The organism is Calothrix sp. PCC 7507, from assembly GCF_000316575.1.
Classification (GTDB): Bacteria; Cyanobacteriota; Cyanobacteriia; order Cyanobacteriales; family Nostocaceae; genus Fortiea.
The window spans coordinates 730,156-743,259 of the sequence record NC_019682.1 but is presented as its reverse complement, the minus strand read 5'-3'; the positions used below and the strand labels follow the sequence as shown (position 1 = coordinate 743,259).

12 protein-coding genes are annotated in these 13,104 nt (G+C 38.2%); 4 read left to right on the top strand and 8 right to left on the bottom strand.

The window, feature by feature from the left end:
• The first annotated feature begins 572 nt into the window (after positions 1 to 572).
• Positions 573 to 1,550, top strand: a complete 978-nt coding sequence (locus tag CAL7507_RS03295; RefSeq protein WP_015127004.1) for a sucrase ferredoxin — start codon at positions 573 to 575, stop codon at positions 1,548 to 1,550.
• A 44-nt stretch (positions 1,551 to 1,594) separates the two neighbouring features.
• Here CAL7507_RS03295 and CAL7507_RS03290 read toward each other — a convergent pair whose 3' ends face one another.
• Both CAL7507_RS03290 and CAL7507_RS03285 read right to left on the bottom strand, forming a co-directional pair.
• Complete coding sequence (locus tag CAL7507_RS03290) at positions 1,595 to 3,484, bottom strand: ABC transporter ATP-binding protein (protein ID WP_015127003.1); 1,890 nt, start codon at positions 3,482 to 3,484, stop codon at positions 1,595 to 1,597.
• Between the two features lie 266 nt (positions 3,485 to 3,750).
• Positions 3,751 to 4,740: a hypothetical protein gene (locus CAL7507_RS03285; RefSeq protein ID WP_015127002.1), complete on the bottom strand. Its 990-nt coding sequence runs from the start codon at positions 4,738 to 4,740 to the stop codon at positions 3,751 to 3,753.
• 105 nt (positions 4,741 to 4,845) lie between these two features.
• Between CAL7507_RS03285 and CAL7507_RS03280 the strand changes: the two genes are divergently transcribed.
• Complete coding sequence (locus tag CAL7507_RS03280) at positions 4,846 to 5,094, top strand: hypothetical protein (protein ID WP_015127001.1); 249 nt, start codon at positions 4,846 to 4,848, stop codon at positions 5,092 to 5,094.
• Complete coding sequence (locus CAL7507_RS03275; protein WP_015127000.1) at positions 5,094 to 5,513, top strand: type II toxin-antitoxin system VapC family toxin; 420 nt, start codon at positions 5,094 to 5,096, stop codon at positions 5,511 to 5,513. Before CAL7507_RS03280 ends, CAL7507_RS03275 begins: the two co-directional genes overlap by 1 nt.
• Positions 5,514 to 5,799: 286 nt before the next feature.
• Here the strand turns inward: CAL7507_RS03275 and CAL7507_RS03270 are convergent, their stop codons facing one another.
• The 6 genes from CAL7507_RS03270 to CAL7507_RS03250 form a co-directional block, all read right to left on the bottom strand.
• On the bottom strand, positions 5,800 to 6,225 hold the full coding sequence (locus tag CAL7507_RS03270) for a hypothetical protein (RefSeq protein ID WP_015126999.1): 426 nt from the start codon (positions 6,223 to 6,225) through the stop codon (positions 5,800 to 5,802).
• 3 nt (positions 6,226 to 6,228) lie between these two features.
• Positions 6,229 to 6,636 (bottom strand): hypothetical protein, encoded by a 408-nt coding sequence (locus tag CAL7507_RS03265; RefSeq protein WP_015126998.1) that lies wholly within the window; start codon positions 6,634 to 6,636, stop codon positions 6,229 to 6,231.
• A gap of 77 nt (positions 6,637 to 6,713) precedes the next feature.
• Positions 6,714 to 6,854, bottom strand: coding sequence for a hypothetical protein (locus CAL7507_RS32185; protein ID WP_015126997.1), 141 nt, complete (start codon positions 6,852 to 6,854; stop codon positions 6,714 to 6,716).
• A 35-nt stretch (positions 6,855 to 6,889) separates the two neighbouring features.
• The gene (locus tag CAL7507_RS03260; protein ID WP_015126996.1) at positions 6,890 to 7,309 is read right to left on the bottom strand and encodes a hypothetical protein; all 420 of its coding nucleotides are present in this window, start codon (positions 7,307 to 7,309) and stop codon (positions 6,890 to 6,892) included.
• A gap of 223 nt (positions 7,310 to 7,532) precedes the next feature.
• Positions 7,533 to 7,934, bottom strand: a complete 402-nt coding sequence (locus CAL7507_RS03255) for a hypothetical protein (protein WP_015126995.1) — start codon at positions 7,932 to 7,934, stop codon at positions 7,533 to 7,535.
• 301 nt (positions 7,935 to 8,235) lie between these two features.
• Positions 8,236 to 8,724: a hypothetical protein gene (locus CAL7507_RS03250; RefSeq protein ID WP_015126994.1), complete on the bottom strand. Its 489-nt coding sequence runs from the start codon at positions 8,722 to 8,724 to the stop codon at positions 8,236 to 8,238.
• Between the two features lie 537 nt (positions 8,725 to 9,261).
• Between CAL7507_RS03250 and CAL7507_RS03245 the strand changes: the two genes are divergently transcribed.
• Complete coding sequence (locus tag CAL7507_RS03245; RefSeq protein ID WP_015126993.1) at positions 9,262 to 12,969, top strand: NB-ARC domain-containing protein; 3,708 nt, start codon at positions 9,262 to 9,264, stop codon at positions 12,967 to 12,969.
• Positions 12,970 to 13,104 lie beyond the last annotated feature (135 nt).

Here is a 13,104-nt window from a genome sequence, read left to right as displayed (position 1 = left end):
TGGAGTATCATTGAATGGCGATCGCTCATTAAATTACCACCATTTTTATAAACTAATTGATAATATTTTGCAATATGTTTTTACAGATAGATCACTCAAAAATATGTAGTATCGTTTTACACAGAAATATAGCCATAGATGTAAAAACAGAGGCTATCAATAACTACATGGATAATTTAATGAGAAATTTAAATAGCTATGATTATCTTCTCACTATTTATAAATGTAATATCAGCTACTACGACTCCTTAGAAAATTTAAATACGCAATTCTTTATACGTTGCCTAATCCCCATCAATATATTATTTCAGCAATTGAAAATTTTTGTATTGTTCGATTACAGTAGATACAAAATTAACTTTTCCAGTACGTAAGAAGCTGGCTGTTGCCTATTTTGAAGAATTTAATTAACCGGAAAGACATTTACTAGGAATGAATGTTATAAAGTGGCTACCTGGTTTGAACCAGAAAAATTTTCTTTTCGTTGCGTTCATTAAAAGATATTGTAGCCCGGATCACAATTTTGCTGCATTATGCCCTTGTCTACAAAATACATAAATGAGTACAGCTAGATGAATACTTTTTTTTGTGCCGATAACTCCAGGCAAATAGGAGAAGATATTATTGGTAGCGCCACCAATTGCGAAACCTATATTTTAATTGAGTGTCCACCACCTTGGGCATCAGAAGCTTTTGATTCTAGATGGGTACCAAATAATTTAAAGAATTTAGTAGCAGAAGTAAACCGCGCTAAATTACCGATTAGATTTCTCTTAATTGCTAATGACCAATCACATAAAATAGACCAGACTACTCTTTTAATTTATCAAAAACAAGTAGGACTGAGTTCTGGATATCAAAAGCATGAATTTAAGTTAGCAAATATTGAGCAAGTAGCAGAGTTCGTGAAAAAGTTTTTATGGGGGACAGTACCTGATAGTGAAATAGACACAAATTTCACCAGAGATATTTTAATCTGTACCCACGGAAGCCATGATAAGTGCTGTGCCAGATATGGTAATTCCTTTTATTTTTATGCTACAGATACTATTACTAATTTGTGCTTAGATCATGTGCGGATTTGGCGCTCTAGCCATTTTGGGGGACATCGATTTGCACCAACGGCTATAGATTTACCAGAAGGAAGATACTATGGTGTTCTCAATCAAGATTATTTCCAGTCAATTTTAACCCGAACTGGAGACATTCAATGCTTCAATCAGGTCTATAGAGGCTGGGGAATTTTGCCAAGCGCGATGCAGATTTTAGAAAAAGAATTAATTCTGCGCCACGGATGGGATTGGTTAAACTACAAAGTAGCAGGTAGAATTATTGAGCAAAGTTTAGATAACAATACAATAATGGCTGAGTTAACTTTTGAAAACCCTTCTGGTTCGTTATATGCTTACCAAGCAAAATTAGTTAAAGACGAAACTAAAACACTAGAAGTCAAGAGTTCATGTAATGCTCAAAAATCATCAGTAGTTGTTAAATATGCTGTAGCTAGTTTGTGGTTAGCCTCTAAAAAGGTTGTGAGTTATAGTGTGTAACTGTTTTGCAAGAGAAATTAGCTCTTAATTAATCAAACACTGCACTAAGTTCCTAACATTTGTAAATTATGTAACGTAGCATACATCCCACCTTGTTGTAACAATTCTTCATGGCTTCCTTGTTCGATTAGTTCTCCTCGCTTCAACACAAAAATTCTATTTACATTGCGAATCGTAGACAACCGGTGAGCGATAATAATGGCGGTACGCTGCACTAATAGACGATTTAAAGACTCCTGAATTAGAGCTTCAGTCCCCACGTCCAGACTAGCTGTAGCTTCATCCAATACTAAAATTTGGGGATTACGAATAGCAGCACGCGCAAAAGCTAAAAGTTGCTTTTGACCACTAGAAATATTTGTACCTCGTTCTCTAAGTTGTGTATTGTAACCTGCTGGTAGTTGTTCAATAAACTGAGCAATATTAGTTAGTTGAGCTGCTTGTTGAATTTCTTCAATGGTGTAATTGTCTCCTAAGCTAATATTGCTTTTGACATCACCAGCAAACAAAAAACCTTCTTGCAAAATCACAGCTAAATAGCGGCGTAATTCTGCTTGCGGTAACTCTTGAATATCTACACCATCTATGAGAATACGCCCTTGAGTGGGTTCATAAAGGCGGCACAAAAGACGAATGATGGAACTTTTTCCAGCACCAGTAGGCCCAACCAATGCTATTTTTTCACCAGGATGAATAGTGAAATCTAAGTTTTTAATTACATAGTCATGATCTTTATAGGCGAACCAGACGTTTTCAAAGCGAATCTCTCCCAGTTGGGGAGGGAGGTTGAGGTTGTGAGATTCTAGAGAAGCAACTACCTCTTCTATGTAACCGAACTTAGCATCGGAGGTTGAGAACCGCGAATTAGTGACGTTATTTTTATCACTGATTTCTATCGGTTCATCCAAAATGCTAATTACACGTTCAATGGCGGTGAAACCAGATTGAATCACAGTGAATTTTTCGGCGAAATTCCGCAAAGGGTCGAATAATTGCTGGGCATATAAAACAAATGCTGATAGAATGCCAAAGGTGAGACTTTTTTGCAATAGCAACCAACCACCCATCCACAATACACCGGCGATCGCTATTAGGCTAATCCATTCTAAGATGGCGGAAACGGCTGAATCATAAAAGATGGTCTGATCTACTTGTTTGGTATAGCGCTGATTCGTAGTGCGAAACAATTCGGCATTGAATTTTTCCCGGCGAAACAGCTGCACTATATTAATACCGACGATATTCTCTTGCAGCTGGGAATTCAATTGAGAAAGTTCTTCCCTAGCTTTGTAATTCGCTTGACGGTATTGTTTCTGCAAGTAAACAACGAGAAAGGTAATCGGTAATAACATCACCAGCAACAAGCAAGCAAGTTGCCACTGCAAAGATAACATTAAACTGATAATTACCAGCATGGCAAACAAATCGGACACAATACCCACAGCCCCGGTAGAAAAAACATCTCCCAAAGCTTCCACATCGCTAGTGAGTCTGGTAATTAATTTACCTACGGGTGTCCGATCAAAAAAACGCACTGCTAGAGATGTTACATGATGAAATAAGTCTTGGCGAATTGCCGCTGTGATTTCTTGTCCTAGTCTTTGGACTAGATAGCCCTGAAAGCCTGTCAATACGAGTCTGATAGCAATTGCAAACAGCAGCAATCCTTCAAGGATGTTTAACCCTTGCAATAATGGGCGATTCTTGAGAAATTCATAGGTTCCCGGTTCATGACGAATCAGGGAAATTGCTTGACCAATTAACAGTGGTTGTACTGAATTAGCCACCGCAATGGGTACAAGTAAGAACATTGATAAGGCTAATAGCCGCCCATGACGACGGGCATAAGGTACTAGCCGTAAAAATAACCGCCAGTCATTTTCACGCCGACGGTATTCTGTGTCAGATTTTTTAAAGGATTGATCGGTGCTCATAGTAAGAGCATTATATTAATTTTTGCAATTAATTATCCTGCCTGAGTAGGAATTCTCATTTTTGAGCAATAATTTGCACTTTAAAGCTGGAATATGCCAGTAGTTGAGAGCGATCGCTCCTTCCCTAATCAATGAGCAAGTCCGCCAATATCTGATAACTCAGCTGATGGCTTTGTGCGTTCCTAAGGGACTAAGGGGGGTAATTTAACTGTGGTATCTGCCCCACATCTTCTCACCCTCATCGCCAAAAATGCGATCGCCCAAAATCATCGTTTAATAAATGGTGTGTAGTTTACTGCGATAGCTACGTCTTGTAATAAGCGGTAAGTATCCCGGACATCAGAAGCAGTACCGAGTAAACTCCGTAGCCCTGTCTTCTCCAACCAGTTGTTTTTTAACAGAGAAATGGTTTTATTAGACAATAGACTGATGCGATCGCTATAACTGATTTGTTCTTTGGGAATATCATTACCCTGAACCAACGAAACCTGACCATAACGACCCGGTTGCCCATCTGCACCTTTGCGGCCTCTGTTCCCACTCTCCCCATTGTCACAAGTAAAAGTTTTCTGCTGTGACAGACCAATATATTTCCAGCCATAACGGTAATTCGCATCCGGAGGGTGGGGCTTGGGTCGATTTTCTTTTTCATCGTAAAACGCATCGCCAGAACAGCGAAATAATTTCCGTTCTACTTCTGTCCAGGTGGCATTAGCTACATTAAGCCTTTGCGCCATGAATGCCCAAGTACAATAGTTCACAGTCCAGCGCGGTTGAGTGCAGTTACATCCATCACCAGCCTGTCCGCCATTCCCCCCAGAACCTGCTCTCCCGCCCCCATTCCGTAACACCACATTTTTAAGTTGAGAAAGTGAATCAAAGTAAAGAGTGACATTCCCGCCTTTACCACCATTTCCCCCATCACCACCATTCCCGCCATTGCCACCTTTGACACCGCATACATTAGCTGCTTTTTTCGGCTGTTGGCATCCAGAGGCGTGTTCACCAGAAGTAGCAGATTCTCCGGCTTCGCCATCTGTACCGGTGAGGTCAACTGTTTGTAGTTGCTGGCTAGCTCGGATTTTTTGCTCAGATGCTGAGATGCCGTTTCTTCCAGGACGACCATCTACCCCATGCCTACCAGCTTGACCAAAAGTTTGGACTTCGGCAGTAGCGATATTGATAGTTAGACCGTTGAGAATTGTCGTCAGCAGGCACAGTTTTAGGATGTATTGAAATGGCTGATTAATAGTCACAATAATAAATTTGAGGATGTGATTGATAGTTAAAGTTTTAATTACTTGATAAGTTGACTTTTGCTAAACTAGGACTAACTTAAGTATGAAAGGAGAATGGTAAAAATGACAAGCTTAGAAGTAGCGATCGCCAAAATCAAGAGATTACCTATTGAGCAGCGAAATGAAGTTATTGAATTTATTGAATTTTTAGAATTTAAACTAGGCAAAATTAGTCATATCCCAGAGCAGATAGAAACTAATGAGAAAGAAGTTTCCTTTACTGAAGCAGCACAAGAGTTTATTGGTTGTTTAGACAGCAATTTGGAAGATTTATCTTATAACCCTAAGTACATGGAAGGCTTCGGTAAATAATGCGAAAAAGTATCATTATCGATACAGGAGTTTTAGTAGCATTTCTGATACCTAGTGATAAATTTCATCAATGGGCTGTTTCTTCACTGACAAATATTCAGTATCCTGTCTTGACTTGTGAGGCTGTTATAACTGAAGTTTGCTTCTTGTTACAAAGAGTTCACGGGGGACGTGAAAAAGCTCTACAATTAGTCAAGCAGGGATATATTAAAATACCTTTTCACTTATGTGATGAAATTGATTTTGTTGAAAAACTAATGCAGCGTTATGATTCTGTACCAATATCTTTAGCCGATGCATGTTTAGTGCGGATGTCCGAAATTTATACAGAAAGTTCAGTGCTTACATTAGATAGTGATTTTAGGATTTATCGTCAGCATCGCAATCAAGAAATTTCTGTGATTATGCCTGATATCTGATAGTTTTGGGTAGATTGCCGCAGTAGGCATCGCTCTAGGTTTTTAGTTTATTCAGAAAGTGCGATCACCCAAAATCATCGGGTTATGAAAAGTGTGTAGCTTACCACCTCAGGCATCGCTTCCCCTAGATCCCCGACTTCTTGAAGAAGTCGGGGATCTGAATGAGTGAAAAATGCGATCGCATTCAATCAATAGGGTTTCATTTTCTTATCTTTAAATTCCCAAATAGATAATTAATTAGCCCTGATTTAAAGAGCAGAATGTGGTACTAGAAAGAAATTTGAATTTACTGACATTGTTGATGAAAAATCTGCTTTCCTGATTTGGAAATGCTTAAAAAAGCTTGACCTCCACGCCCCTCAAACCTCTTTGCTAAGATATAGGAATAATTACCATTTTTAAACATATAAGAATTGGCGGTATGACCAGTTTCCATCCTCCCGTTTTTTAATATAAGACTTGGGCGATTTCTAGAAGCATTTTTATCATAAGCAATATAAGTATAATTACTACTTAATGAGTCATACTCTACTTTAGTCTGGTATTGACCAGCCGTACAAGTTAAAACTGTTTCGTTTGCTATTGCTTGTGAAGACAGTGCTGTAATTCCCAAAATAACTGCACTTATACCTAATCCTAACGAACCATTTACCTGATATGACTTCATTTTCATATGCTCAATTTTTATGTATTGATGTGTTCTCGGAGCCATTGATTAGTATTGTTTAAATTTCCTAAATTTTTCATTAATCATTAACCTATTTTCTGATTCATCATTTTGAGATAATTTATAAACAACAAACTCTTTGCGTGTAACTCTACCTCTATAATAATCATTTCCAAATTTATATCCTCGTAATTTATTATCATAGTAAGCAGATGCGAGTCTTGTATAATCATTCACATCGCCACCAACATAATATAATTCTAAGCCAGAACCAGATTTACAGATTGAAACATTATATCTTCTGGTTTCTCCATAAGCGTAAATTCTCATACCTTGATTGGTACAAAAATCTTGTGCTAATGCAGGTTTGGGAAAATTAATAGAAGTTGCAGTGGTTAAACTAATACTGAAAATCATACCGCTAACAAGTGTAAATAATAATTTTTTGTTATTCATTTTTGACGACTCCATGATTAGTTTTAGAATGTAATTGTTCTCTAAATTTAAGATTTTACTCAAATTAAATGTTCTTTTTAATTGTTAAATATTTCTCCTGTTGTATCTAACTTTTGTCCATAATAATAATTACTATTTTTATCTGGTTTAGGTAGGCTGTCTTCTGCTAATCCTACAGTAGAAACAGCTATTGCTAACATAATTAAATTGCGAAGCATAGTTTAACCTCACAAAAATTACCCTAATCAACTGATTAATAGATGGAATAAGGAATTGGTTCAATAAACTGACTATTGGCACGAACAAAACACCGAATTTTTACATCTTCTGCACTTCCTGATCCAGCAACATAAAACCAAGGTTTAGCTTGTCTATCTCGATAAATTTTCGGGTTGCCAACAATACTAACATTATCATTTTGTAAAAGTAACTTTATTACACGAGAATTTGACCCAGCTTGACTGCGACAATTAAGTTCGCTACTGACAACCTTCCAAACTAAATGGGGAGATTTGTGACCATTTTCAAAAGTACTTAAAATAGATATGTAGTCACCTTTTTGGTTCGGTTGTGGATAATGAAAGCCATTAGTTTGAGCATTTGCGACAAGTGGCATTGATGCTAATAATGGCAGTGTTCCTAATAAAACCCGATTAGGTAAATTCAGTTTCATAGTCAAATCCTAGTGAAATAAAGCTTTTATTTTCTGCATTTTACGTACTGAATATCTAAATCAAAAACATATGATCACATAAAATTTTCAGGATATTAGAGAGTGCGTAGTTTACCACCGCAGGCATCGCTTCCCCTAGATCCCTGACTTCTTCAAGAAGTCGTGGATCTAAATGACAAGAAAACGAATCGCAATTTTTACGTATTGGTGTATTCTCGTATTTTTAATTTCGTGGTATTGGTTTAATAAAACTGCTATTAGCTCTCACAAAGCAGGGTTTTTCATATTGATAGCCAGTGGGTAAAACTGCTAACCAGGGTTTACCTTGCCTATCTCGTTTAATCATTGAAAAGTTCTCCTTGTCTCCAGTAAGCAGATAACTTTGAGTGTTCACATAAATTTTTTGGCTATTGTAAAATTTTTTGATGACACTGTAATTTCCATTAGCATCACTACGACAGTTTAGTCCTTTGCGATCGCGATCAACAACCAGCCATTCACGCCATTGTCCATCATAGTAATCTCCCTTTCTATCTGGTTGGGGTAAACTTTCTTGAGCGAATACTACAGCAGGAACAACACAGATAGAAGTAGCTATTGTTAGCAGAATTAAATTACGAAACAAGAGTTTATCTCTTTAGTATTTTTTTGCAGAGCAGATTTAAAGTTGTAAACAATGTTGATTTACAAAAAGTTAATCGGGAACATATAATCCCCATCTCTTAATGACAAATGTGCAAGCGCATAAAACAACTGTGCATTATAGAATGCGATCGCATGAAATAATCTGGTTATAAGAAAGCGCGATCGCATTCCAACCCAAACCCTCATAAATGCGAATGACTTACGTCGTGCAAGCTTCGCCTAAAATAATCCTGTTATGAGAAAGAGCGATTATTTGACTTTTAAGACAGCCGCTACCAAAACTATCGAAAAGTCATCGTAAAACTACCAATATTTTTACCCATATCTACCTGTTTTTCCCAAACACGTCCATCGCTTGAACGTGCCTTGAAAGTCGCATTGCGCCCTATAACGCCATCTGAACCATTTAAAATTAAACCCTTTTGCCCTGGAGAAAATTTCCACGTACCAAAGTTTCTCCAATAAGGATCATTACAACTAGCGCCACCAACACCAGCACAGTTTTCACGAAGTTTTTCCTGATAGTATGCTCTTACATCAACCCAAATAGTAGTCCCAGTTTTGTTCTCTACTGAGATAACAAAACCATCTCTAGCACCACCAACTAAGTTATTACCAGATGTTCCGACTGTACCATCTACTTTACAACCCCTTTCCCAAGGATAACAGAATAAATCTGCTTTAGCTGGTTGAATAACTGCTATCACTGTCGCCGTGCTTAGGGCAGCCAAAGTTAATCCCATTACCGAAAGAGTTTTTAATAATTTCATTTCCTGGTTGCTCCAAAAAAAATATTGTGAATTATCAAGTTATTAATTCGAGAAAGTGATGTCTAAGGCGGTAAAATACGCGCTTGCACTACCATCCTTTTGAATTGACTTTCTAGTGTGCCTAAACAAAACATAGCCAAAACCCCCACCCCAAATCACCTAATGAGCGTTAGCAACACCATTAGCAATTTCCGCAACGCTAAACCCCGGCTACATTAGTACAGCAACTCACACAATATTAAAAAATTCTTACCCCTAACCACCAAATTGAATAGAGTTACTGAAGGTGTTCAGATCCCCGACTTCTTGAAGAAGTCGGGGATCTGATCGTTGTTACGCTAAATGAATTACAAAGATTATATGTAATATCTTCTATGTAGGAATACTGGGGTTAAGATAAGCAATACCGGTTAAAATAACTACTACTAAAGATAGATATCTACTAGAACTGTAATGACATTACCCCCTCATCCGTGAGAGGTTAAGATAAAGCGCTTTTTGTCAATCAATTAAAATACTCAAAATATTTTTATAAAAATGATACACGAATGTCCGCGAGCCGATGATTTAGCCCAGAAATTTGCAGAGGTAAACGAACATTGGAACTTGAAGAAGTTGTATCAAGACATCGTAAATGCCAAGCAGCAAGAAAGACGTAGACAGTGTAAACAACTGACTCCAACAGAAAAAGCTTGTCTGCGGGGGTTGTTATGTAATTACAGTCCGACTGAAATTGCTACGGCACTTAATCGAGAACCGAATGGATTGAGAGTTGAGCTTTCTAGAGGTTTATATCGATATATTGAAAGTCTGACAGGTTTAGATATTAAGAGTTGGAGTAATGTTTCCAAGCAGTTAGAAAATGCTGGTTACAAACTCCAGAATGAAAATCAAGAAGCAGTAAATCGCACCTCCACAATCACAAATGGTGCTGGAAATACACCAAAGGCGCAACCTCAAATCCAAAATCAGATTGATTGGGGAGAAGCAATTGATGTCTCGATTTTCTACGATCGCACAGATGAACTAACTAAGCTACAAAGGTGGGTTGAAGAAGACAAATGTCGTCTAATTGCACTGTTAGGGATGGGTGGAATTGGTAAAACTGCCTTATCGGTGAAGTTAGCCCAACTAGCGCAAGAGGAGTTTGAGTTTGTTATTTGGCGTAGTCTGCGTGATTCTCCTTGCATAAATGAATTATTAAATACATTAATTAAAGTTCTATCTTGTCAACAGGAAACCAATTTCCCTGAAACTGTAAGTAGCAAAATCTCACTATTAATTGAATATTTACGTAATTCCCGCAGCTTGTTAGTACTTGATAACTTTGATGCTTTATTTAGTGATAGTGAACGAGCTGGGAGTTATCGGGCTGGTTATGAAGAGTATGGCGAACTGCTGCAACGCTTGGGGGAAGTATCGCATCAAAGTTGTGTATTACTCACTTCGCGGGAAAAGCCAGCAGAAATAGCAGCCTTAGCAGGGGAATTTCTGCCGGTTCGTTCTTTGCAACTATCAGGATTAAAGAATGATGCAGCACAAGATATCTTAGCCGCAAAGGGGCTGTCTGGCTCTGTGGATGAGCTAGAAAAACTCATCGACTGCTATCGGGGAAATCCATTGGCATTAAAGATAGCAGCAACTTCAATTTTAGATTTATTTGATGGCAGTATTGCTGATTTTTTAAAAGAAGGTACAACAGTTTTTAATGGCGTTCGTAATCTTTTAGAACGACAATTTCAACGTTTATCACCTTTAGAAGCAGAGGTAATGTACTGGACTTGTATTAATCGCGAGCCAGTACAAGTAAAAGATTTACAAGATGATATTGTACCAGCAATATCAAAGGTCAATTTACTGGAATCGTTGGAGTCTCTAGCTTGGCGTTCTTTAATTGAAAAAGGTAAGGATTTGGAACACAAAGCTTCCACCTTCACTCAACAACCTGTGGTAATGGAATATGTGACAGATAGACTTGTTACAGGTGTCTCTCAAGAAATAATTACGGGTGAGATTAACTTATTAAATCGCTATGCACTAATTAAAGCAACGTCAAAAGATTATATTCGAGACAGTCAGATTCGGGTGATTTTGCAACCAATTTTAAATCAATTAAAAATAAACTTAAAATTTGAGTCAGCCATTGAGCAAAGATTTCAGGAAATCATTTCACAACTGCGGGATAGTTTTGCAACTAAGCCTGGATATGGTGGCGGCAATATAATCAATCTATTGCGTCAACTAAAAGCTGATTTTACTGGTTATGATTTCTCGAATTTAACAATTTGGCAAGCTGATTTGCAAGGTGTTAATTTACATCAAGTCAATTTATCTCATGCGAATATCAACAAATCTAATTTTAGCCAATCTTTAGCAAATATCCTGACGATCGCATTTAGCCCAGATGGAAAACTTCTAGCTTCTGGTGATACCAATGGTGATATTTGTTTGTGGAATACAGAAGATTTTCAGATGCGAAATGTGGCATCTCTCAAAGGTCATATTGGCTGGGTTTGGGAGATGAAGTTCAGTGCTGATGGTAAAACTGTGGTTAGTTGCAGTGAAGATGGTACGATCAGAATTTGGAATATTAGCACTGGTAAATGCTTACAGGTTATCAAAGCACATACAACAGGATGTGGAACGATTAGCCTTAGTCCCAACGGTCAGATTTTAGCAAGTGGTGGTGCAGATGCAACTATCAAACTTTGGCATGTTAGTAATGGCAAATGCCTAAAAATATTTAAGGGACATACCCAGCTTTTGCGTAGGGTTAATTTTAGTCCAGATGGAGAAATTCTGGCGAGTGGAAGCTGCGATCGCACTATTAAACTTTGGGATGTAGCAAGCGGTAAATGTCTGTATACTCTGCAAGGACACACAAGTGAAGTTTTAGCATTGGCTTTTAGTCCCGATGGATTGACACTGGCAAGTGGCAGTGCAGATAAAACAGTAAAATTTTGGGATATCAACACAGGTCTATGTTGGAGAACCTTACAAGGTAAGCAACTTGAATCTGTAGTGACAGTTGCTTTTAGCCCAGATGGAAAAACTTTGGCTGCGGCTGGAGAAGCCTCTGCAATTAGTTTGTGGGACGTCGAAACAGGACAGTGTTACCAAACTTTTGGAGGATACACTAGGCGGATTTGGTCTGTTGCTTTTAATCCTCAAGGTAATATTCTTGCTAGTGCAGGTAGAAACCAAAGCATAAAACTATGGCAAATTGCGACAGGAAAATGCCTCAAAACCCTGCAAGGTTATACAGGCCGTGTTTGGACTGTGGCTTTTAGTTCTGATGGTGAGTCTTTAGCTAGTGGTACTGACCAAACAGTCCAACTTTGGGATGTGATTAATCGCAAGTGTCTCAAAAATTTATCTGGTCATACCTGTGAAGTCTCCACCCTTGCGTTTATTGAACAAAAGCAAACTCTAGTTAGTGGTAGTTACGATCGCACAATTCGAGTTTGGGATATCAATACAGGGCAATGTTTAAGAACATTGAGGGGACATAAAGGTTTCATCTTTTCACTGACCTGTAACCCAGATGGTCAAATTATCGTTAGTGGCAGTGCAGACAATACCATTAAACTATGGGATGTGAAAACTGGGCAATGCCTCAATACTTTAGATGGACATCAAGATTGGGTATTTTCAGTTGCTTGGAGTCCAAATGGAGAATTTCTGGCTAGTAGTTGCAGTGATGGTAATATCAAGTTGTGGGATACCAAAACTTGGACTTGTCTGAAAACGCTAGAAGGACACCAGGGTTGGGCTTTCTCGATTGCTTTTAGCCCAGACAGTCAAATATTAGTCAGTGGTGGTGCTGATTTAACGGTGAAGTTATGGAATGTGAAAACAGGACACTGCCAACAAACATTTTCTAGGCACACAAAAATGGTGACAGGTGTCAGATTTAGTCCTGATGGTGATTTGGTTGCTAGTTGCAGTTACGATCGCACGATCAAAATTTGGCAGAGAAAGACGGGAAGATGCTTGAAAACACTTTCTGGACATAAGCATTGGATTTTGGGCATAGCCTTCCACCCTCACAGAGGAATGCTAGCGAGTGCTTGTCAAGACCAAACAATTAGACTTTGGGATGTAGATACAGGAAAGTGTCGAGAAATATTGCGATCGCCACGTCCCTATGAAGGTATAAACATTACAGGAATCATGGGGTTAAACACAGCGCAGAAAGCTACTTTTGCAAATCTCGGAGCAGTTGATTATGCAAGTTGGCGATGAAAAAATCTCTTATGATCAATAATTCCTTGATGGTACAGAGCAAGCAGATTTATCTGTGGAATCAATCCAAAATCCTGTTGGGTAAAATTCTCAGAGCAAGCAGATTTATCTATGGGGTCAATCCAAAATCTAAAA